The sequence below is a fragment of the Leptolyngbya sp. FACHB-8 genome (assembly GCF_014695575.1).
In the GTDB taxonomy this organism is placed as follows: domain Bacteria; phylum Cyanobacteriota; class Cyanobacteriia; order Elainellales; family Elainellaceae; genus Vacuolonema.
Genome location: NZ_JACJOO010000016.1, coordinates 45,550 through 68,250, shown reverse-complemented (window position 1 = coordinate 68,250; position 22,701 = coordinate 45,550). Strand labels below are relative to the sequence as shown.

The following is a 22,701-nucleotide window of genomic DNA, read 5'->3' as shown; positions in this document are numbered from 1 at the left end:
CCGCTAGCTCTGGAGCCGTTTTCAGCCCCTGGTCTTGCAAGCGCAACAACAACGGTTTCCAACTTAACTCGGACTCTCGAAATCCAGCCTCTAGCCCCAGCAGTTCTTTGGTCCCGGTGTCGGTGACACCCATAACAACGAGGATGCATTGACGGTCATCTTCGTTGCGAATGTTGAAGTAGATTCCATCCGCCCACATATACACGTACCGTTTACCGCTCAAGGAGCGTTTCTGCCATTGTTGGTGTTCCTCTATCCATTTGGCTTTCAAACGGCTAATGGTGCTGGCAGATAAACCTTCAGCATTCGCTCCCAGCAAGGATGCTAAGGCTTCTGAGAAATCTCCGGTGGATACGCCCTTGAGATAGAGCCAGGGCAACACTTCCTCAACACTACGAGCGCGCTTGAGATAGGGCGGTAACAGCGTTGAATTGAACTTGATACCACGACCACTGCGGTCGCGCACCTTCGGTACCTGAACTTCCACTTCCCCAACCCCTGTCATAATCGTTCGCTCCGGCAGGTATCCATTACGAACGATCGCCTGTCGTCCCTGGTCATCTTTAAGGGACTGGTATTGGGCAAGAAACTCTTTCAACTCTGCTTCGACTGCTTGAGCAATGATTTGGCGAGCACCCTGACGAACCAGTTCTGTTAGGGCATCGCTAAAAGCTGAAGATGATTCCGGCGGTTGGAATGCAATAAGATTGTCGTTATTCATGGTGTATCCTCGTCTGGTCTTTTTCCTTATCCAGCAGGATACGCCGTTTCTTCTCCTTTACTCATACACCACAAATAAACATAGCTCTATCAGCGACTGTTGATGTTCTAAGGCATCACTAAAAATATAGTGGTACTCAAGAGTAGCGCGATCGCATTCAGTTAGCCTCTGCTGAAAATCTTCCACACTCATAGCAATAACTCCCACACAGCAATACTTCGTTTGTAAGGGAAAACAGGCAGCTAAACAGAGATCCATTGGAAGATAATGCATAAGCAAAAAGGCTTAAAAATCGTGGGAGTAGCTCATCTTAAGATAGAGAAATAGCTGTGCGAGCCACTAGCACCTTCTCGCCATCCACTCGCACATCCTTAAAAATTTCAATAGAATAAAACCCGGAATTTTTTGTCAGAGGTACGGCTTCGTTATACCTCCCAAAAAAATTCCGGGTTTTATTCTGTACAGGATCCCTGGCGATTGAAACCCGCCGTACAGGCACAGTTTTGAGGTCAACTGAGAGAGTGGACACAGAAGCGATCGCGTCCCATTGCTTTGGCTTCGTAAAGAGCCTTATCAGCTGCAGTAATTAACGCTTCTGGCAGCAAGTAAGACGTTTGAGATGGAAAAGTTGTACTCACCCCAGTACTTAACGTGACGTAGGAACTGACCTTTGAATTAGGATGGACAAGTTGAATTCTCTGCACTGCATTTTGTAGCCTTTCTGCCACTTTCACTGCACCATCTAGAGGAGTATTCGGTAGAATGACGGCAAATTCTTCTCCTCCATAACGGATAGCTAAATCTCCTGGACGTTTGGCAACTCTCTTAATTACCTTAGCCACCTGCCGCAAGCATGCGTCTCCAGCCTGGTGACCTAAAGCATCGTTGTAACGCTTGAAGAAATCGATGTCACACAGGATGAAGGATAGAGGGGCTTCCTCTCGTGCCATACGTCGCCATTCAACATCAAGCTGCACATCCAACTGGTGACGATTCGCTAGCTGTGTCAATGCATCCACGGCTGCCAAATGCTGCCAAACTCGATTAGACTCCTCTAACTGTTGTAAAAGTTGAGATTGTTGGATTAAGCGATGAACTCGTTGGCGCAAAACTGCCCAATGAAATGGTTTCGTGATGTAATCTATTGCTCCGACAGCAAAGGCTTTATCAACGGAGAATTGATCCTCTAGCCCTGTAATCATCAATACAGGAGTGTGATCTGATGCTGGTAACGCTTGTAACTGGTTACAGCACTCAAACCCATCCATAATTGGCATCATGGCATCCAGCAAAATCAAATCTGGATGAAGACGTTTGCAGGCATCGATACCTTCCTGGCCATTCGTGGCTTCAACTATTTGATAACCCTCCTTCTCCAGAAAACGGCGTACTTGCATTCGCATAAAGGGTTCATCGTCAATCAGCAAAACCATTGGAGTGGATTTTGCGGCTGGTAGAGTTGTCGTCCGGCGTTGCACATGAGAAGAAGTCATCATGGTTAGTTAAAGTGGTTAGATATGACTCGATAGAGGGATGTAGAGAAATAGTTTGATTTCCCATGGCCTTTGCATTTGGGTTTTCAAACATTATTTGAAAAGGTTGTTTTTCTGTATCTTGCGGAAAAACAACCTTTTCAAATAGCTGTACGTTCATAACGTAGAGCTGTTTCCACCTCCTGGTACTCAGATATTAGGCAGGTAACGAGGGGGGTAACGCGTTCAGGTGTTAGGGGCAGGGGCATTAATTCTAACTGATGGCAGAGCTGGCTTAAATGCATCGCCCCCAAAGAAGCACTGCTGGATTTCAGGCCGTGGGCAACCATTTGAAGGTCTCTAAAGTTATGCTGGGCGATCGCCTCCTGCATCCGCTGCAACAGATGAGGAGTATCTGCCAGGTAATAGTCAATCAACTCGACCATAAATGAGCCAGTATCGTCTCCCATCGATTGCCGAAACGCTTCTAAAACAGCTTGATCTATAGCGGGCAAGCGCTCCATGGGAGAGAGGGGCAAGGAGGTATCGGAGGAGGATACTGGTAAAAGATGAAGTTGATATTGGCTAAGGGCTTGGGATAAATCTGCCTTACGAATGGGTTTGCTAATGTAGTGATTCATGCCTGCATTGAGACAAATTTCGCGATCGCCCTGCATCGCATTAGCCGTCATTGCAATGAGATAAGGGCGGTTTTGAAGCGGCCATTGCCGACAAATACAATCGGCTGTTTCCAAGCCATCCATCTCTGGCATTTGTACATCCAGCAACACCACATCGTAGGGCTGACGGTGCAGTGCTTCCAAAACTTCTAACCCATTACCCACAACATCGGCTCGATACCCCAATTGGTGCAACATGAGTAACGCAATCTTTTGGTTAACCAGATGGTCTTCTGCTAGCAGAATCCTGAGGGATTGGCTTTGTTCTGGTTGTGGTAGGGTACGCTCAACAACACTTGCTCGCTGAGGCAACTGTGACTTTTCGTTCAGAATTTCGGTTAAGGTTGCATAGAGTTGTGCAGGCTTAATGGGCTTATTGAGAAGCGCCGCAAGGTGTTGTTGGTCTTTAGGCAATAACGGGTCTACCTTACTCAGGGAAGTTAGCATAATCAACGGCAAGTGTTGACAGCCATCCTGCTCATGAATGGCCTTTGCCAGCATCAAGCCATCCATATCTGGCATGTGCATATCTAGAATAGCAAGATCAAAGCGTTCTCCTTTTTTCAGACGTGCTACTGCGTTGGCTCCTGAATCAACAGCCTGAGGCTGCATATGCCAGGAATGGGCATGCTGGGTAAGAATTTGTCGATTCGTAGCATTGTCATCCACAATCAAGATTCGCTTCCCGACCAAAGTAGGAAGAGCCACAGAATTTTCAGGTTCGGTAGCAAGGGAAGTAACAATGGTGAAATGAAACGTTGATCCTACACCCGGCTGACTTTCAACCCATATATCTCCTTTCATCAGTTCCGAGAGCCGCTTACAAATCGCCAGCCCTAGCCCTGTTCCTCCATACTGGCGAGTGGTAGAAGCATCAACCTGACTAAAGGATTGAAATAACCGTTCTACCTTATCTGCTGGAATGCCAATACCAGTATCTTTAATAGCAAACTGAATTTTGTAGGATGGGGAAATGTACTTGGTATAAGCGGTGTTTTGGAGAAGCGGTTGGATAGGATGGGCATTAACCGAAACAATAACTTCTCCGTGATCGGTAAACTTGATGGCATTATTCAGCAAATTCACTAAAATTTGCCGCAATCGTGTGACATCTCCCAGTAGTCTTCGAGGTACATCGGGTGCGACTAAATAAGCCAGTTCTAATCCCTTCTCGGCAGCTTTAGTCGCCAGTAAGTCAAGAGCTTCTTCGATGCATGTTGTGAGGCTAAAGGGATGCTGTTCCAACTCCAGTTTGCCCGACTCAATTTTGGAAAAATCTAAAATATCATTCAAGATCGTTAAAAGTGCATCTCCACTCGTGCGAATAATCTCGATATAGTCCCGCTGTTGATCAGTCAGTTCCATATCGAGCAATAACCCCGTCATACCAATCACAGCATTCATAGGGGTACGAATTTCATGGCTCATAGCCGCCAAGAAGCTACTTTTAGCCTGATTTGCCTTTTCTGCAGTCTGTTTTGCTTGGGCCAAGGCCGTATTTTGCAAAGCTAGACATTCCCGTTGTTGGCTTTCTTGTTCTAGCAGTTGTGCATGCACCAAAGCAATACCCACCTGATCGGCTAATTGTCGTAGAAGTTCTACATCGTGGGTTTGCCACTGGCGTGAGTGGGCACATTGATGAGCAATCAACAGCCCCCACAGAGGAGATTGAGCACTCGCCGTTTCCCGTGCCTGAATGATTGGCACTACCAGGTTGGCCCGCACCTGAAATCGCGCTAGCAATGCCCTATAGCATTCCGTAATAGGAGCTTGATCAACATCCTCAATACTCTGGGTTCGTCCCTGATAATAGGTCTTCCAACCGCCTTCCTGAAAACAAGTATCTTGAATGGTGACTCCTAACGTTGAAACCCAGCCAGGAGTAACCGACTCAACCATCACCGTACCGCCCCAGCCTGGCTCAAAGCGGTAGATAATTACCCGATCGGCCTGAAGAAATTGCCGAACTTCAGCCACCGTTGTATTGAGGATTTCACTTAAGTTAAGGGACTGGCGAATGCGCTGGGTAATAGCATTAAGCAGAGATATTTGATAGTTCTGGTGATGAAGTTCGGCTTCTACTCGCTTGCGTTCAGTAATGTCGCTGATGGTACCAATGAAGCCCGTTACAGCATGGTCACTATCGAACAAAGGAGTAGCCTGCCCAAAAGCCCAGGCAACCGAGTTATCTGCCCGTAGGAAACGGAGTTCTAAAGCAAATTCATCTCCCCTCTGCGTAGTGGCCATCCATGCGGCTAAAACCCGTTCCTGGTCATCTGGGTGTACAACCTTGCTCCATCCATCCCCCAATGCCTGTTGGAAGGTACGCTGGGTGACCTGGCACCAACGATCATTCACGTAAGTACAGCTGCCCTGTGCATCGGTCAAGAAAATACCGACAGGGGCACAACCGGAGAGGGTACGAAACCGATGCTCACTTTCCTGCAGGGCTAACTCAGCCTGTTTGCGTTGCATGAACTGGCCTATTTGGCTGCCAATGGCTGTCAACATGTGCAGCAGGTCTTGATCAGGGGGTGACACCTGATCGCTGAAAAAGAAGACAACTCCCAGTACCGTACCCTTATAAACAATCGGGAAGCCTAAGCCGCCATGAAGCCCAGCGATCGCCGCAATCCTGGCACGAGGACAGCGCTTTTCTTGAGTAATATCGCGAGTATAGATGGGGGTTCCAGTTCGCCAAACATCACCGGGTAACCCCTGTCCCTTCGCAAAGGTCATTTGCCGTGTTTTCAGAGCAAATTCTTGGACTTGAGACTGGTGACGGTGCCAGACGCTGGCGCAATGCATCACATCGGTATGGGGGTCAACCTGCCACAACTCCCCCATAGCCCAGCCCAAGCTACCACATAGGGCTTGTAGAATTTTAGTAGCGCCTGTTTCCAGGGTTGTGGCGTTCGTTAGAATTCGGGTAATTGCGTACTGAGCCCGTAATCGCTGTTCAGTGCGTTTGCGATCGCTGATGTCCGTGACACTCCCTTCGTAGCCCACAATGTGCCCTGCTGCATCACAAACTAACCGTGCATTTTCTGAGGTCCAAATCATCTCGCCATCTTTGCGATAAACCTGGGACTCAAATCCTGACACCTGCCCCTTCGACTCGATCAAGCGCACAAAAGTTCGACGACGGCTTGGATTGATATAAAGGTGATTGACATCGGTAATAGACGCCATTAATTCTTCGGCGGAGCTATAGCCGTAGATGTTAGCCAGCATTGGATTGGCTTTTAAGTAGCATCCGGCCTGTGTCGTTTGGTAAAGCCCTTCTACTGCATTTTCAAAAAGAGCCTGATACTCTGCCTCGGTTTGCTGACGCTCCTGCATCACCTGTGTCAGAGTATTGAGCTTGCGGCGCAGTTCAAGCTGGGTGACGACTTGGCGGGCGATCGCTGCCAACGCATCTAACTGTTCCGTAGTAAATTGCCGAGGAACATGGTCAATGATACAAAGGGTTCCCAAAGCGTATCCTTCGGGATTGATTAGCGGTGCCCCTGCATAAGCTCGTACCGTGGGTTCTGCCCTTGTCAGCGGGTTGTCAGCGAACCGTTCATCTTCAAGGGCATCGGGTACAACCAGAATGTCGGAATGGAGAATCGCATGGGCACAGAAGGCCAGATCTCGGGTGGTTTCTGCAACGGTTAATCCAAACCGAGATTTGAACCACTGACGATGCTCATCGACCAGGCTAACCATCGAGATAGGGGTTCCACAAATCAGAGCTGCTAGCTTTGTGGCATCATCAAACGCAACTTCTGCCTCGGTATCAAGAATGTTATAGCTTTGAAGAGCAGCGAGCCTTTGGGCTTCGTTGACTGGAAGTGGAACCGGCATATTTATGACTCTAGATTAGATGCTGTGTCAGCCTATAACTGTTACGGAGGAAGTATGAAGTTACTCAACTACGATTCTCAAAAGTTTAGTTAACCCAAAAAGTGTGAAAAAGCTGCAAAAAAGTTTCATTTCTACCATTTCAGTTATGAAACTTGAGGTCTACTCTTATAAGGGTTTTCACTTACAGCTTTCTGGAAATAATTTCTTTGACAAAAAGTTACGTCAGATTAGAAGGACTTACTCCATGTTAGCCATCTTAGGTAGAAGATGCCCTCTATGGCTTTTTATGGGGATTTCCTAAGGAAACACAGCATAGGAATTACCTATGCAGGTTACGACACAAAATCACCCCTTTTACAAAGGAATCTAATTAATACTTTAATAACGCCAAACGCAGTTCATAGACAAGCTTCTTTCTACGGATGAAATGAGTTTCCTAATAGGGCACCATCTGTATAATTCCGGTTTCGGGCCTTTATGGAAAAATACATAGAAGTACTTGTAAGAAATACTTAAAAGCAGTTGTGTTTTGTAATTTATTACGTCATTTCTTCTATATGGAACCCTTACATATAAACCTTTCCAGTTCGGTGAGGTACGAGAGACAGATAAGTAGTTCAACCTAAATAAACATAAAACCCAAAATGCTGTACCGCCCGCTTCGCGGGCGGTACAGCATTTTGGGTTTTATGTTTATTTACACCTACCTACTTATGGGATGAAACCTCACATCTATCTCTCGTACCCACTAAATCACAATATGCTGCATGTAAAATTGTCAGTCTAGTCGCAGTGGCAGAAGTCAACCCATGAAGATGCGGCTAATTCATACCCCCACTTTTAAATATGGGAAATACAGGAATTCTGTTGGGGGATCCATGCACGACTTTTCTATTTAGCAGAACATCCCCGTGCATGGGTGCAACCCTTAAAGCAGCCCTAAACAGCAAAGCCTTAATTTTTCCATCATAAAACGATGAGAAATTAAGGCTTTGCTGTTTGTTTTTAGAAAGATGCAAGACGTGGATATAGATAAAAAAGTAAAGTGATACAAGATTAAACCTTGTATCACTCTGAGGACTAGCTAAGAGAAGGATCAAATTTACAATTAACGAGCATCGGTACCCTGATTCGGGTTGCCGGGTGCATCGATATTTTTGTCACCAGGAGCTTCCGGCTCAGCGCCTTCACGCACGTTAGCTTTCCATGCGTTCTGGCCAGTGGTACGAAGCCGCTCATCAATGGGGGTCTGCAGACCACCACCAGGAGCAGGAGTATAATTTGCATCTTCTGATGATTTGTTTTCTTCGTCTGGCATATCCATCACCTTAATTAGAGGTACGAAATATTTCTTCTGATCAGAAGTAACTTATCTATAGATTAAAAGACGAGCACAAGAAATGAATCTACCTTTAGATTGGTATTGTTATGCAATATTCTTGATGGATTATCAAGGTTATCTACACAAGTGTTTACATAACGTTCAATATAATTTTATCTTATTTTTTGTGCTCCTTTTGGATGGAATGTGGGTGTAATGTCTCTATTACATAAGGTTTCAAAATATGGCATATACTCATAGCCATTCTTATTAGCCCAGAAATGGCTCTAGCTATAGATAGAATGATATCGGTTTCAAAACCAATAAAAAAGGCGGAGTTTTTCTCCGCCTTGCAATCCATTTCGTTAGCCTCTTAGACAACTATCTAAGCCTTTAAACTATCTTTTGCACATCACATATACAAAAGATTTATTCTTCTACCACCACTCACGCTCACCGTTCTCATTCATTCGAGCTTGACGGATAACATCAGAAATTTCTTCAGCATCCTTAACGTGGTGCAACGCTTTACGTTCGCCATCGGGTTCATCCACAATGAAATAGGTGGGAACGACAATGTGATCGCCCGTAATATCAGGCGCGTCGACTGCAACCTGTTGAGCCTTCTCTTCCAGAGTTTTGCTCTCGTCAATTCGATCGCCCGGATTCACGGTTGGGTGCTCTTTCCGCATAATTTCCGCGATCTCATGCTTCTGCTCGGGACTGACATCCTCCGGCTGGAGCGGCTGGTGAATTTCACCCTGCTTGTTGACATTTGCTTTATTAGATTCTTGCGTCATAAACCCTCTCCTAACAACAACTGGTTACATGGTTCAAAGAACCTTATGTGCCCCATCCATTTGGCACATCTACGTGGTGCTCTTCGACTTTCTCAGAGCTAACCCCTGGCTTATCCACAATCTGTACTGTGCTAGCTCGGGGGCCTTCCACACCGTCTACCACGAAGAATCGAACCCCAGTCCCCACCGTTAAGCGATCAAAATCGTCGTTGAGAACGCTGTTTCGGTTGAAATAGATATCCTGGGAATCGAGGGTTTTGATAAACCCATAATCTTCGCTGGCAAAAAGTTGAGTTATGATGCCTCCCGTTACTTGCTCGGGATGGTGCTTCACCTTCTGGTGTTGCCGTTCGGTGAGTTTCTTCAGCTGCTTACGAGCCGCGTCAAAGGCATCTCGAATAACACTTTCAAGGGAATCGTATTGCCCCCCTTCATTGGGACTTTTGACCACAGCCAGTTCGTGCTGAGGTGGTATGGTCATGTCGATGCGAACCCGGTAGGGAGAGCCTTCTTGAGGACTAGTGTGGACCTGCTCAATGGCTATATGGCAGCCCATGATATGGTCACAGACCTCATCTAATTTGGCGAGTTTTTCCTGAATCAACGTCTCAAGTGCATCTGTTTTCTCAACGTTGCGGTAGGTAATGTCAACGGGGATTCTCATGGGTACTCCTGTATCACGGTGGCATCTAACCTGTTGAGCTAAAGCAATTTCATTTCATGCACAGTGGCATTAGGCCCTTAAGAGATCAGCACGCAGCAGGCATTGTAGGAATGGGAGGCTGGACCTGGGTGCCCATGCGGGTACGGTATAAATCACCCAATTGCTCCTCATAGCGCTCCAGGTTCATGGATATTTGCTCTAAGAGCTGCACGGTAATGGGATCTGTGAGTTGAGATGCAAATTGGTTAGCATCAATAGCGCCCGTTTGTAAGTCTCCGAGCGATCGCCGCAATATCACTCCCGTATCTGCAGCCTGCCGATAGTCTTGGAGAGGGGTAAAAGCATCTTTCCGCACGGCTTGCCAGGTAACAGCCCCTTTGAGGCCCCGCAAGCGACGTTCCAGCAGCTCGATGTGATTAGCCTTCATCGATTCGATGTCTCGGAAGATGGCTTTCACATCAGCTTCCTCGACCATGCGTTCATAATGCTGAAACTCAGTGAGAGTATAGCGTTCACTTAGAAAAACACGGCTCAAGGCACTGACAATCTCATCAAGGGTTGAGCCACCCCACTGTTCGGCCAGATGCCACAATTCATACTGTTGCTCATCTGGATTAGGCAGAGCTTTACCTGGAATTTGAAGGTTCAGCTTATTGAGCAGGGTCAGGGTGAAGGGAACCATATCCCCGGGTCGACGGGAAGTAATTAAATTCCCATCTACGACAACAGCCTGGTTCACATAATTGGCTCCAGCATTCTGCATATCCTTACGGATGGCACGAAAACCAGTAGCTTGCTTACCGTGCAGCTGGTCGGCTTCGATTAAAAGCTGAGGGCCGTGGCAGACAGTGGCAATGATTTTGTTTTGAGCGATCGCATCCACGACCAGACGCACAGTTTGATCGAAGGTACGCAGTCGATCAGGGGCATAACCACCTGGGATTACAAACCCATCAAAATCTTCAGCACGTACTTCCGTTGTACTGGCATCAGGGCGAATGTGAACGTTTCCATGCTTTCCTACATACTCATCTGTCATCCGGCTACCCAGGATTTTCACCTCAGCCCCGGCTTGTCGAAGAGCCGTAAATGGAATCTGGAACTCCACATCCTCAAAGTGGTTTTCGACTAAAAACGCAATGCGTTTGGGTGACGAGCCACTAGGTTCGGATACCATCGGACATTCCTCAGACACTGCTGCTCAATATGCTTAACCATAAAGGATTTAATCAAGCATTTCCTCGATCCCCAGTTAGAAGCTAAAGTGCAACATTAGGAAGATGGTGCTAATTTTTACTGCAAAACTTGGGGATTCTATTTCTGTTACAACGAGGCGGCAAAATAGGATTATTTGAATTTTGGAGTAGTGAGGACACAAAAATGGGGCGCGATCGCTCCATCGCACCCCGCCCTACGTCTAAGCACTCTCTGGTACAGGAGAAACCATTAGCTCGGTTCGTTGTTGATAAATTCCGATTTATCCAAATCAGGCACAGCAGCAGGCCGCTCTTTATTTTCCCAACCCCGAGGACGCTTCGAGTTGTACCAAGCAACAGAACCCAAAAATGCAGCGGCCACAAATCCAATAACGTAAACAGCTACCAGGCTAGTGGAATAAGCTGCCGTATCATCAGTAATCTGTTCTGCCACTTCTAGCAATAAGGTATTCATCTTAAATAACCTCATCAATTCATTATCCACAGCATCATAGGGGTAAAAGAAATTAAAGCCCTCTCCCATGATGGAGAAAGACGAAGGCTGAGATCTGTTCCTTTACGCTGAGATTGCGAAACACAGCCCTGAGGAGTATTTAAAAACGCTTTTCTGCCCTCTTTAACGAGCCTCAACTGTATTCTTAAGTAGCTCAACTTAATTGAATACAAGGTCCAAAAGGTTACGCTGTCTGCTTTACGGACACCACAGTCTTTTGAGCCTTAATATTCGATCACAATCACCTACTTAACCATCTTCATACGGTTCATCTTAAATAGATAAAGCATTGTCCGAACTGATGGGTATAAGCGATGGATATGAGACTTGTCTTACATCCATCGCTTATACCTTATCAATCCGAAAGACTTATATAGGCTTTTTTAATCAGTAAGCGAGCTGCTCTCATATTTCCTTTTTTGCCTTATTTGAAGGTCCTTTCAGGGATCAAAGCAATTATTTCATTTTCTAAAAACCTTCTAAAAGGCAGAAGAGCACCTTAGTAAAAAGTCCAGCACAAGATAGACGTGACAGAAAATACTCTGCAATATCTTGTTCTTAATAGTCTTTTTGGAGAACTTTTTTTCTTGCTTCGGCATTCATCCCATTTGCAACGGCAGCAGCGATTTAGACGGCACCAGGCAGGCACATTCCGCAAAAACTCTGTGAACGGGTGCTATCTTTCTCCTGCTTCTCAACGGCGTCAGCTAAAACGAGGACTTCGACGTCGCACTTGGCGATTCCTCATGCTGCTTCAGTTGGCCTTAATGACAGGATGGGGGGCCGCTCAACTTCTGCCTTCTCGCCCCCAGGTTCTTCCAGGGCAAGTAAAAAACTTTGAGGTCTTGTGGCCTCCACCTTCACTAACACTCGAACAGGCTCAAACATTGTTTGCAACTACCAATAGTGTAGGAGCGATCGCGATCGGCATGGCAGAAGGAACCCGAACAATTGAAGGAGACAGAACCTCTGCCTGGCAATCTCACGTTGACCCAGCGAATGAGGCTATTAATCAAGGAACTTTTTCCTGGCAGGGAAACGCGATTTCTGCCAGACATGCAGACCAACAAGCCATTAACCACATTCAGACGACAGTGATTCCATCCCTCCTAGAGGATGGGGCACAACAGGGAGTCATGTTAAACCCAAGGCTGTTGATCCAGGGCGTTGATTTATGGATTCAATCCCCTGCTGCGGGAACTGCATTTATCTCGAATCTTAAGAATTGTCAGCGCCAGAACAAGCCGCAGCACAGCATCATATTGTGTGCCCGTGTGAGGTCTTATTATGACTCTCAAACGGGGGAACTAGACGCCAGCGGATTTAACAATAATCCAGACCTACTGGTACAAGATCAATTGCGTCGTATTCGTAAGGTTGAACAAGCTGTAGCATGGAACCAACAAAGGGTTTCTGACGAATGGCTACAGACAAGGCGTTAAGAACTGAAAAAATCTATATCATTCGTTAGCCGAGCAAAAGAAGTAAATCGAAACTCTCCAATTCAGGCATTCTTAAAACTTGTAAAGCCGTGGATGATTACATGGAGTTTCGTATACAAGCCATCCCCTTTGCAGGAATGCTAGCTATAGTAATAGCATCGCATCCTTAAGCAAGCTCGACATTAGAAATACCCGATATGAATAATCAAGTATTGGCCGTAAAGCCCTTACCTGCTCTCCTATTGCTAGGTGGAGAGTATGTCCTATTGGGATGGTATTTGGCTGCCCATCATATATTTTGGCTGCTTGGAACTCTCATTTTGCTCCTGACTTTTACTGTCATCTGGAAGAAAAATCCTATTCTAGATTCTCTACTTTGGCTTGCTCGGCAAGAAGTGGTTGTTGCTATTGGGCTAAGCTTAGTTCTCAGTTTGATTGTCGCGTTGGCATTTATCAAACCAATTTTATTAAGTCTCGTCTTGCTGCCATTAGCCACATTGCTATACGCAATTATGGAAATGCGAGCAACTGAATTCACACAAACTGATGTATTGATCTGGACGATTATGATTACGACATTCAGCTTAGGGCTGGGTGAAGCAATTGATTTGTTTATCACACCCAGCATGAGGTATTAGAAACCTCTGAAATTTTGATGTTATTACTAATGGGGAAAGGCGATCGCACCCAAACCAGTAATAAGAGGCATTAGAAGAATGCTGATCTGAGTCGTCAAAATTTTCCTGCTTTCCACAGGTAACTCAACTCAATTAAACATAAAGCCCAAAGTGCTGTGCCATCTGCTTCGAGAAAGGCTATAGCAGTTCGGGCTTTATGTTTGATGATATTCATTTAACAGAACCCGCTTTGAAGGTTATTTTTCGTGTGCTTTGCGTACGAAAAATAAATCCTTTCAGCCCGTTTTAGGCCACGTTTTCGAGATAGCCCAGTATTTTAATATTTTCTCTTGAAGGGTAAAGCTTCTTCCCAAAAACGCCTGAAGGACGGATATTGTGCTTTCTGCTCGCACTTTATGCCTTTGCTGTCTTCGGGTATGTCACCTCAACCCTTGCCACCTTTTTTGTGGGGCGTGATGCTGAAAATTCAGAAGCAGAGATGACGGGCGCAAAGGTAATTACAGACCTTCGGACAGAGATTGCAGCATTACGAGCCGAGATTCAGGTTCTTATACATCAGCGGCAGGAGGAATGGGCTCTCAGTTATGACAACAAGAGAGCCTGAGATTGAACTTTGGACTCTCTTATTGTCATAACTAGAATGAACAGAAGTATGGAAGAAATAAATGAAATTTATGACTCCAGAAGGTACGGTTGAGTAAGGAAAACCGTACTTTTTTGAAATTTTTGATGGTCTTTGAAAGAGTCCTACAACGAAAAAACAAGAGTTTCACAATAATCAGTTCCATTTTTGAGAAGGCTAATTCGGTACGGTGCGGTGATCCCAAAAAGAACAGGTTCCTAAAGCCGAACCTCCTGGCTTGGAGGATTGCTTAGAGTGGTATCAAAGGTGATGAGGAAGTCCAAACCTCCTACACCCAGAGAGATTCCCAAATTCCCAAGGAGGCAACTATGGCTCTCGTTCGATTGGAACCGTTCCGTGAAATTGACACTCTGCAACGGGAAATGAATCGTTTATTTGATGATTGGTTTATACCAACTACACGTCGCGAAAATGGTATGACCTTTGCTCCTGCCGCAGAGATCGAAGAAACCGAAGATGCAATTAATCTGCGGTTAGAAATCCCAGGCATGGAAGCCAAAGATCTGGATGTTCAAGTCATGGCGGAAGCTGTTTCCATCAGTGGTGAGCGCAAAGCTGAAACTCGTACCGAAGAGAAAGGCATCTTCCGGAGTGAGTTCCGCTATGGTCACTTCCAACGTGTTATCCCTCTGCCCGTTCGAATCAACAATCAGAACGTGCAGGCTGAGTACAAAGATGGCGTGCTGCGTCTGACCCTGCCCAAGGTTGAAGCTGAAAAGAACAAAGTCGTGAAAGTTAACCTCGGCTAATTGAAACGGGGCTGTGATTAACCTTGCACTTCAAAGGGGATTCACAGCCTCCTGAACAAGCCATTACAAGGGTGTCTGAAAAGTTGAATTGTTGCGCGCTACACGCGCAACAATTCAACCCCTACCATTTTTACCTGCTTGCAGCACTCATTCTAATAGTTCTCAAGCAGGTTTTATTAAAGCGATCGCAGCTTTTCATCTGATGTATTCCGATACCGAGTCTGTGATGTAAATAAGTTTTCAAATAAATGGTTCGTTCACGTAGCACACAAATAGTTGATTCCGTTTGTTGAGGCTACCAACACCAACTCAGCATTTCGTGTGCTGTGAGCACGACCTATTGAGTTTCAAACCCAATTGATGCAACTGAGGATGTAGAGCTATGAGTAAGATTGTCGGAATTGACCTGGGTACAACAAACTCCTGTATTGCTGTAATGGAAGGCGGCAAACCCACGGTTATCGCCAACGCAGAGGGCGGCCGGACGACCCCATCTGTTGTGGCCTACGCTAAGAATGGCGATCGCCTTGTAGGCCAAATTGCCAAGCGCCAGTCGGTGATGAACCCCGACAATACTTTCTATTCCGTTAAGCGATTCATTGGGCGTAAGTACGACGAAATCACCCATGAATCCAAAGAAGTTGCATACAAAGTACTGCAAAGCTCTGGTGGAAACGTTAAGCTTGAAAGCCCTCAGCAAGGCAAGCAGTTCGCCCCTGAAGAGATTTCGGCACAAGTGCTGCGGAAGCTAGCCGATGATGCAGCCAAGTACCTGGGCGAGCCCGTCACCAAAGCTGTGGTAACTGTTCCTGCCTACTTCAACGACTCCCAGCGGCAAGCCACTAAAGATGCGGGTAAGATTGCCGGTCTGGAAATCGTGCGGATTATCAACGAACCCACCGCTGCCGCTCTAGCCTATGGATTAGACAAGAAAAGTAACGAAACCATTCTGGTGTTTGACCTGGGTGGCGGGACCTTCGACGTTTCCATCCTGGAAGTTGGTGATGGCGTGTTTGAAGTGCTGTCGACCTCGGGTGACACTCACCTGGGTGGTGACGACTTCGACAAGAAAATTGTGGATTGGCTGGCAGGCGAATTCCAAAAGCTGGAAGGGATTGACCTTCGCAAAGATAAGCAGGCCCTGCAACGGCTGACGGAAGCTGCTGAGAAGGCCAAAATTGAGCTGTCTAGCGTAACTCAAACCCAGATCAACCTGCCGTTCATTACCGCAACCACAGATGGGCCGAAGCACCTGGATGTGACCCTCACCCGAGCTCAATTTGAAGCGCTGGTCTCTGACCTCCTGAGCCGCTGCCGCAAGCTGGTGGAGCAAGCTCTGAAGGATGCCAAGCTAAGCCCTGGCAGTATCCAGGAAGTTGTATTGGTGGGTGGTTCTACCCGAATTCCTGCTGTACAAGATTTGGTACGTCAGATTATTGGCAAAGACCCCTGCCAGGGAGTGAACCCTGATGAAGTAGTCGCTGTTGGTGCAGCGATTCAAGCGGGTGTACTGGCTGGGGATGTGAAAGACATTCTACTGCTGGACGTAACACCCCTCTCCCTCGGTGTGGAAACCCTGGGTGGTGTGATGACCAAGCTGATCACTCGCAATACCACGGTGCCCGTGAAAAAGTCGGAAACCTTCTCCACTGCCGCAGATGGTCAGACCAGCGTAGAAATCCACGTATTGCAGGGTGAGCGGGAAATGGCTTCGGATAACAAGAGCCTGGGTACCTTCAAGTTAGATGGTATCCCAGCGGCTCCCCGGGGCATTCCTCAGATCGAAGTGACCTTTGATATTGACGCCAACGGTATTCTGTCAGTATCCGCCAAGGATAAGGCCAGTGGCCGTCAGCAATCCATTACCATCACAGGTGCCTCTACTCTTGATAAGAGTGACGTCGAACGCATGGTGAACGAAGCTGAGCGCAATGCCGAAGCTGATCACCGTCGCCGCGAACTGATTGATGCGAAGAACCTAGCTGACTCCCTCGCCTACCAGGCCGAGAAACAACTGGCCGACCTGGGCGACAAGGTGTCTGCGAGCGATCGCACTCGCGTCGAAGCCCTCATTCGCGACCTGCGTGATGCCATTCCCAGCGATGACCTGGAACGCATCAAGTCTGCTGGCAACGACCTGCAGAAAGCCCTGATGGAAGTAGGCAGTGCGGTATATGCTCAGGCGAATGCCGCTAATGGTAACGCTTCCTACAATGACAACGGTTACAACGGCAATGGCTATAACGGCAACAGTTCGTCTAGCTCGAATAGCAGCGACGATGTCATTGATGCCGACGTCGTTAGTTAATCCCACTCATCAAAATAGGGTTGATTCAAAACTCAACCCTATTTCAAAACCAAGATAAAAAGTGGCACTGTACTTCGCACAGTGCCACTTTTTTACAAGTTGTTTTTGTGAGAGCCGCGCGGAGCGCGGTTCTCACAAAAACAACCAGATTTTAAGCGTTTGAAAAGCGCTGTAAACGCACAAGTTAGGAGTTTGACAATTGGGCGATCGCCTCCACCAATACATCCGGTTCCAGGGTAATCGGCAAAACTCGCTGAATTCCCGCGAGAAACATCTCCTGGGGCGGTATCTCTTCGGGGGCACTGACGAGCACCACCAGGGGAATTTCCTCACCAAACTCCTGAAACCACAATCGTAGCCGTTGAGTAAGTTCGTAGTTGTTCTCTCGAAGCACATCCGGTGAGCTAATGATTAGGTTGGGTTGCGATCGCGCCAACTGCTCCAACATCGTCGCTGTTGAGCCAACGGTCACAACAGCAGCCCCTGCCTGTCTTAAAATGACCGCAATTAGCTCCTGGGTATCATCTTCTGCGCCAACGACCAGTATCTGTTTAGATTGCAATAGAGCGTTGGCTTCAGTCCCCTCAGAAGCTGTAGGCCGGATATCTACTTCATCTAACTGCACAGGCAATTGAACGGTAAAGATAGAGCCTTTGCTTTCCCCCTCACTGGCGGCTTCAATGGTGCCCCCGTGTAACTCCACAAGATGGCGGGCGATCGCTAACCCTAACCCCAGCCCGCCCGCTGACCGGGTAATCGTGCTATCGGCCTGACGGAAGTAATCAAACACATAGGGAATAAAGCTAGACGCAATGCCCTTTCCCGTGTCAATTACCTGGATGCGGGCGTAGACAGGACTTGCAGCCTCCAGACGCACCTCAACTCGGCCCTGGGGCGGGGTAAATTTAATCGCATTGGAGAGCAAGTTCCAGACCACCTGCTGGAGCCGTGCAGCATTGCCGAGCACCGGGCGCACCGTTGCATCTAGATGAGTTTCGATAGTGATAGATTTGGCCTGGGCTGACAGCCGAACACTGGCGATCGCCCCCTCAATCACCTCTAACAAATTGACCAACGCACAATTCAGCGTCAGCTTTCCTTGCAAAATCCGTGACACATCCAGCAGGTCATCCACAACTTGTACCTGCTGACGGGCATTGCGTTCAATCGTACTGAGAGCATGGTTAACCATACCAGGCTCAAACTGCCGGGTTTGCAGCAACCGCGCCCAACCCAAAATGGGGTTTAGAGGCGTGCGCAGCTCATGGGAAAGCACCATTAAAAACTCATCCTTAACCCGACTGGCAGACTCCGCTTCTGCCCGAGCCGCCCGCTCGAGTTGGAACAGGCGATCGCGTTCCTTCTCAACTTGTTTGCGATCGCTCAAATCCAACACAAAAAACACGCCCCCCTCCGCACTGTTGCGGAACGAAGCGCCACCACACAGAATTGGCACGCGAGAGCCATCTTGCCGCAGATACTCCTTCTCGAAGGGCGTACAAACCCCCGATTGTTGTATTTGTTCGAGCGCTTGTTCCTCCAGGTGATGATATTCCGGCGGGGTCAGATCATTCCAGCGAGGTTTCTGAGCTAAAAATTCTTCTCGGGTGTAGCCCAGGAGATTCAATAGGGCATCGTTGGCATCAGAGATGGTGCCATCCAATGACCAGAAACCCATGCCGATCATGTTCGACTCCATCACCCGCCGAAACCGCCACTCACTCTCCCGAAGGGATTGTTCGACCCGCTTAAACTCGGTTATATCGGACGTAATACCCAATATCGTTTCCACTACACCATTCGGGCCAAACTCAGGAACCAGGCGTGCGAGATAGTGCCGGATTCCGTCTGGAGCCGGAAAGGCGAACTCATAAGAACAGGGCTGGCCTGTTGCAAATACCTGCCGTAATCGAGCTTGCCAATCGCGCCGTAAATGGGCCGGTATATTCAAGTCATCATGGGTTTTACCAATGAAAACGTCAGGAGAGATACCCGTGGCTCGGGCGATCGCAGAATTGACGTAGACATGACGCATCTGGCGATCCATCCGAGAAATAATATCAGGGGAATTCTCCGCCAATGTTCTGAACTGTTGTCGATGCTGAGCTAATTGTTGTTCGTACCGTTTTAAGTCATGGATGTCAGTACTGGTACCAACCCATCTAATAACCTGCCCTTGGGGGTCTTTCACAGGTACACAGCGCCCCAAAAACCAGTGATAACTGCCGTCCGCCATGCGGTAGCGAAACTCCGCTTCTCGGGCATCACCCGTTTCAACGGAGGTTAACTCTTTGAACTTGAGTTGTGCCAGATCATCCGGATGCACCAAATGAGCCCAACCCTTGTGCTCAACCTCCTCCAGGGTTGTGCCCAACGACTTCTGCCATTGTTGATTCGCGTAGTCTATCTGGCCTTCCGCATTCTGCATCCAAACCAGTTGAGGCATCCCTTCGGCAAGGCTACGGTAGAGAGCCTCACTAGCCTGTAATGCCTCTTCAGCCCGTTTTCGCTCGGTAATGTCGCGGGTGGTAATTGCAATTCCATCTACCAGAGGGACAACTTGATGATGCAACCACTCCGCTGCCACCGTCGAAGTGGCAGGGCGAGAAAACTCTTCCTCCAGGGGAATGCCTGTTTCAACAACCCGTCGATATTTCTCAAAAAAACCCTGGGTTCGATTGACAGGCAATAGCTCGCAGAGCTTCTGGCCAATTACATCTTTCTTATTCAGACTAATTAAATTGGCCCCCCGTTGATTCAAATCGACAAATTCAAAATCAACGATCGCTCCTGTCTTATCCCGTACACTTCTCAGAATATAAATGGCATCAAAGCTGCCTTCTGCCGCTGCCTGGAAACGGGCGTAGCTCTCCTGGAGAGCGGCTTCCGTTTGCTTGAGCGCTAGAAAATGCCGATGGCTGCGTCGATTCATCATCCGCAAGTCAATTTCTAGAAAGCTCACCAGCAGGGTAACCAGACTAAACACTATCAGTGTCAGGATCGCAGCACTAGGGACGGGAAAAAATGAATAAAGGGGGGGGAGTAGAAAATATCGGGTTGCCAGCACCGAAAGAATCGTTGCGGTAAAGCCTGGACCTCGACCACCGAAAGAGGCACTGAAGGTAACCGCTAGAAAAAATAAGGGCAGAACGGCTGGCGAGAGCAGAGGCTGGAGCAATAGAGTGAGAACCAACGCCAGCGCCACAGACAAAATGGCAACTCCATAGCTTAGCAGTTGGGAAGGCTTGACCATGCGCCTAACGCTCGTATCGCCACACAAATGGGCTGGACGCCCAACAGGTTAGAGGGAGCACCCCACATTCCGCACCTCTCCAAGGGACGAATTATTGAGTCTTTCTAAAGTTTCTATCTTTTGACAACAGTCAGGCCACATTTCAAATATGTGAATAGAGCGTGGTGAAAGAGGTATCTCGTGCCCCTTTCACCACGCCCTATCCACATGTCTGGAACACTACCAACAGCCAGTCTCAAGACGATATCATGGGTCTCATAGATAACAGAGTTAGCTGTAATATTGTTGCTCCAAAGATTACCCGTTATTAACCTGAGTTCGGGTTAAGGACGTTTTCGAGTGCCGCGCGTTGCGCGGCACTCGAAAACGCTCATTTTGGCGTGCGCAAAGCGCACGCCAAAATGAGCACTTCAGCTTAACCCGAACTGAGGTTTATTAGCTCGTGACCCAAAAAGGAGATTCTTAGTTATTTCTGAAGTGCCAGTATTGTTTACGCAGTGTAATACTTCACAGAAATTCTTCAGTCCCTTTAATAAATCCCCATACAGTAGTGAATACTACAAATATCCCTGTCATCTAACCGGCTACTACTATGTTGTTTCGTCACCCTGAAGCCTACCTAGAACAGGTTTTAGAACAACTGACGCTCACGGCACAGCAGATTCAGCAAGCCACTGAGCTAGATACCACACTGACTACAGCAGTCACAGGCGTTCGGGCGATTTTAGGGTGCGATCGCGCCCTGATTTACCGCTTCCTACCGGGTGGCGATGGAGTTGTGATAGCCGAAGCGATCGATTATCACTGGCCAGCCATCCAGGGCCAGCTCATCTACGATCCTTGCTTCGAGACGAAATGGCATCTGAAGTACCAGCAGGGACATGTGAGTAGTATTGAGGATCTCGAAACTGCGGATCTCCCCTTGTGCTACCGGGAAATGATGGAACGGCTCCAGGTGCGAGCCAATCTTGTAGTGCCCATTTTGCTGCCATCTGAGCAGCCGCTCCCTGAGCTATGGGGATTACTGATCGTCCATCAATGTGAAGGCCCCCGGCAATGGCAAGCATCAGAAACGCAGGTTTTGCGCCACATCGCGATGCAGGTCAGTGGCAAACTTCAAACCCTGCGAGCAGAGCACACAAGTTTTCCGGAGTTGTCCCTGGCGGAGGACGCGGCAACGCCGCCTATAGTCCCTCCTGTAGAGTACGGCTCAAGCGAAGCAGCATTCTTCCATGCTTTTGATCAACTACAAACTCCCGTATGGGTGTTTGATATTGAGCGGCTCCACATCTACTGGGCCAATCAAGCATCGCTTTCGCTCTGGAATGCGCCCCATCGAGAGGAATTACTGCGCCGGGATTTTAGCGACATATCTGAATCGGTGCAGATTCGCTTGCAGAGCTACTTACAACAATTTCAGCAAGGTAAAACCCTGGTCGAACAATGGACGTTTTACCCCAAAGGGCAACCTGTTACAGTCCACTGCCGCTGCTCAGGCATTTCCATTGAACATGGGCGACTGGCCATGCTGGTGGAAGGCACCCTTGAGCTGGCCCATCAGATTGATCAAGATACCCTGCGTTCCATTGAAGCCCTACGGCACACAAGTGTCATAATCTCCCTCTACACCCTGGAGGGGGAAGTACTCCTGCAAAATCCAGCGGCGCTAGATTGCTACGGTAATCCCCAACATCCTCAGCCATCCAATGACCATGCATTCTTGCGCCACTTTGTCGATCTAGAGCTTCGGTCGCAAGCCCTGACGGCTTTGGAAAGCGGGGAGGTATTCAGAGCCGAAGCCCAGGTGCTGACTCGGCAGGGCTTGCGTTGGCACGGTGTGGACGCCCGTTGTGTCAACGACCCTGTTACTGGGAAAGCCATGATCCTGGTGAATGAGCAGGATACCACTGCTCAGCATGAAGCTCTGGACGATCGCCTTCGGGCTGAAGCAGAACTTGAAGCCCAGCGCATCTTTCTCCGTCAAATTATGGATACCGTCCCCAGTTCAATCTTTGCCAAAAGCCCAGATGGTCGGTTTCAGGTTGTGAATCAAGCCAGCGCCGAAGTTCATGGCACAACAGTTGACGCCATGGTTGGCAAACACGAGATGGAGTTCAACCCCAACTTTGAGGCGGCTCAGCTGGAGCAGTTTTTGACAACCAACCGGGAGGTTATGGATAGCCGCCAACCTCAGCAAGAGATTCAGCAAATTACGACGGCTACCGGGGAAGTGCGGTGGTATCAGACCGTGATTCGACCCTGGGTGGATGCTCACAATCGCGCTCAAGGCATTATTGGTAACGCCGTTGATATTACAGAACTCAAACAGGCTGAAGTCGCATTGCGGGAAAAATCCCAGCGCTTAGCTACCATTATCACGGTTCAACAAGACATTGCCCTCAACTATTCCGACCTGGATGCGGTCATGGCTGTGATCGCCGAATAAACCCA

General features: G+C 48.0%; 15 protein-coding genes and 1 pseudogene. 6 read left to right on the top strand and 10 right to left on the bottom strand.

Going from position 1 to position 22,701, the window contains the following annotated elements:
* From H6F91_RS04010 to H6F91_RS03975, 9 genes are all read right to left on the bottom strand, one after another.
* Positions 1 to 721, bottom strand: a 721-nt coding sequence (locus tag H6F91_RS04010) for a transposase (protein ID WP_190789230.1), incomplete at its 3' end; no start/stop codon positions are given.
* A gap of 57 nt (positions 722 to 778) precedes the next feature.
* Positions 779 to 913 (bottom strand): hypothetical protein, encoded by a 135-nt coding sequence (locus tag H6F91_RS28215; protein ID WP_277874358.1) that lies wholly within the window; start codon positions 911 to 913, stop codon positions 779 to 781.
* A gap of 317 nt (positions 914 to 1,230) precedes the next feature.
* The gene (locus H6F91_RS04005) at positions 1,231 to 2,217 is read right to left on the bottom strand and encodes a PleD family two-component system response regulator (protein WP_242035622.1); all 987 of its coding nucleotides are present in this window, start codon (positions 2,215 to 2,217) and stop codon (positions 1,231 to 1,233) included.
* Between the two features lie 137 nt (positions 2,218 to 2,354).
* Entirely contained in the window at positions 2,355 to 6,722 is a 4,368-nt protein-coding gene (locus tag H6F91_RS04000; protein ID WP_190789229.1) for a GAF domain-containing protein, read from the bottom strand.
* Between the two features lie 1,108 nt (positions 6,723 to 7,830).
* Positions 7,831 to 8,040, bottom strand: a complete 210-nt coding sequence (locus H6F91_RS03995; protein ID WP_190773175.1) for a hypothetical protein — start codon at positions 8,038 to 8,040, stop codon at positions 7,831 to 7,833.
* 440 nt (positions 8,041 to 8,480) lie between these two features.
* Positions 8,481 to 8,843, bottom strand: a complete 363-nt coding sequence (locus H6F91_RS03990) for a hypothetical protein (protein ID WP_190773168.1) — start codon at positions 8,841 to 8,843, stop codon at positions 8,481 to 8,483.
* A gap of 43 nt (positions 8,844 to 8,886) precedes the next feature.
* Positions 8,887 to 9,507, bottom strand: a complete 621-nt coding sequence (locus H6F91_RS03985; protein ID WP_190773169.1) for an HPF/RaiA family ribosome-associated protein — start codon at positions 9,505 to 9,507, stop codon at positions 8,887 to 8,889.
* Between the two features lie 85 nt (positions 9,508 to 9,592).
* Positions 9,593 to 10,684 carry a type 1 glutamine amidotransferase domain-containing protein gene (locus tag H6F91_RS03980; protein WP_190773170.1) on the bottom strand — a complete coding sequence of 364 codons (1,092 nt, stop codon included), beginning with the start codon at positions 10,682 to 10,684 and terminating at the stop codon, positions 9,593 to 9,595.
* A gap of 269 nt (positions 10,685 to 10,953) precedes the next feature.
* Positions 10,954 to 11,178 carry a hypothetical protein gene (locus H6F91_RS03975; protein ID WP_190773171.1) on the bottom strand — a complete coding sequence of 75 codons (225 nt, stop codon included), beginning with the start codon at positions 11,176 to 11,178 and terminating at the stop codon, positions 10,954 to 10,956.
* 785 nt (positions 11,179 to 11,963) lie between these two features.
* Here H6F91_RS03975 and H6F91_RS03970 point away from each other — a divergent pair.
* From H6F91_RS03970 to dnaK, 5 genes and pseudogenes are all read left to right on the top strand, one after another.
* Positions 11,964 to 12,659, top strand: a complete 696-nt coding sequence (locus H6F91_RS03970) for a hypothetical protein (protein WP_190773172.1) — start codon at positions 11,964 to 11,966, stop codon at positions 12,657 to 12,659.
* A gap of 197 nt (positions 12,660 to 12,856) precedes the next feature.
* Positions 12,857 to 13,297 (top strand): hypothetical protein, encoded by a 441-nt coding sequence (locus H6F91_RS03965; protein WP_190773173.1) that lies wholly within the window; start codon positions 12,857 to 12,859, stop codon positions 13,295 to 13,297.
* 343 nt (positions 13,298 to 13,640) lie between these two features.
* Positions 13,641 to 13,901: pseudogene (locus tag H6F91_RS03960) on the top strand (hypothetical protein); the annotation flags it as partial.
* A gap of 347 nt (positions 13,902 to 14,248) precedes the next feature.
* On the top strand, positions 14,249 to 14,689 hold the full coding sequence (locus H6F91_RS03955; protein ID WP_190772857.1) for an Hsp20/alpha crystallin family protein: 441 nt from the start codon (positions 14,249 to 14,251) through the stop codon (positions 14,687 to 14,689).
* 382 nt (positions 14,690 to 15,071) lie between these two features.
* The gene (gene dnaK, locus H6F91_RS03950; protein WP_190789228.1) at positions 15,072 to 16,997 is read left to right on the top strand and encodes a molecular chaperone DnaK; all 1,926 of its coding nucleotides are present in this window, start codon (positions 15,072 to 15,074) and stop codon (positions 16,995 to 16,997) included.
* A gap of 184 nt (positions 16,998 to 17,181) precedes the next feature.
* Here dnaK and H6F91_RS03945 read toward each other — a convergent pair whose 3' ends face one another.
* Entirely contained in the window at positions 17,182 to 20,250 is a 3,069-nt protein-coding gene (locus H6F91_RS03945) for a PAS domain S-box protein (protein WP_190772856.1), read from the bottom strand.
* 592 nt (positions 20,251 to 20,842) lie between these two features.
* Between H6F91_RS03945 and H6F91_RS03940 the strand changes: the two genes are divergently transcribed.
* Positions 20,843 to 22,696 (top strand): PAS domain-containing protein, encoded by a 1,854-nt coding sequence (locus tag H6F91_RS03940; protein WP_190789227.1) that lies wholly within the window; start codon positions 20,843 to 20,845, stop codon positions 22,694 to 22,696.
* The last annotated feature ends 5 nt before the right edge of the window (positions 22,697 to 22,701 follow it).

Coding starts and splice junctions, on each gene's coding strand:
- H6F91_RS28215 (WP_277874358.1), bottom strand. CDS start 913: ATGAGTGTGGAAGATTTTCAGCAGAGGCTAACTGAATGCGATCGCGCT.
- H6F91_RS03975 (WP_190773171.1), bottom strand. CDS start 11,178: ATGAATACCTTATTGCTAGAAGTGGCAGAACAGATTACTGATGATACG.
- H6F91_RS03985 (WP_190773169.1), bottom strand. CDS start 9,507: ATGAGAATCCCCGTTGACATTACCTACCGCAACGTTGAGAAAACAGAT.
- H6F91_RS04000 (WP_190789229.1), bottom strand. CDS start 6,722: ATGCCGGTTCCACTTCCAGTCAACGAAGCCCAAAGGCTCGCTGCTCTT.
- H6F91_RS03965 (WP_190773173.1), top strand. CDS start 12,857: ATGAATAATCAAGTATTGGCCGTAAAGCCCTTACCTGCTCTCCTATTG.
- H6F91_RS03970 (WP_190773172.1), top strand. CDS start 11,964: ATGCTGCTTCAGTTGGCCTTAATGACAGGATGGGGGGCCGCTCAACTT.
- H6F91_RS03955 (WP_190772857.1), top strand. CDS start 14,249: ATGGCTCTCGTTCGATTGGAACCGTTCCGTGAAATTGACACTCTGCAA.
- H6F91_RS04005 (WP_242035622.1), bottom strand. CDS start 2,217: ATGATGACTTCTTCTCATGTGCAACGCCGGACGACAACTCTACCAGCC.
- H6F91_RS03940 (WP_190789227.1), top strand. CDS start 20,843: ATGTTGTTTCGTCACCCTGAAGCCTACCTAGAACAGGTTTTAGAACAA.
- dnaK (WP_190789228.1), top strand. CDS start 15,072: ATGAGTAAGATTGTCGGAATTGACCTGGGTACAACAAACTCCTGTATT.
- H6F91_RS03945 (WP_190772856.1), bottom strand. CDS start 20,250: ATGGTCAAGCCTTCCCAACTGCTAAGCTATGGAGTTGCCATTTTGTCT.
- H6F91_RS03995 (WP_190773175.1), bottom strand. CDS start 8,040: ATGCCAGACGAAGAAAACAAATCATCAGAAGATGCAAATTATACTCCT.
- H6F91_RS03980 (WP_190773170.1), bottom strand. CDS start 10,684: ATGGTATCCGAACCTAGTGGCTCGTCACCCAAACGCATTGCGTTTTTA.
- H6F91_RS03990 (WP_190773168.1), bottom strand. CDS start 8,843: ATGACGCAAGAATCTAATAAAGCAAATGTCAACAAGCAGGGTGAAATT.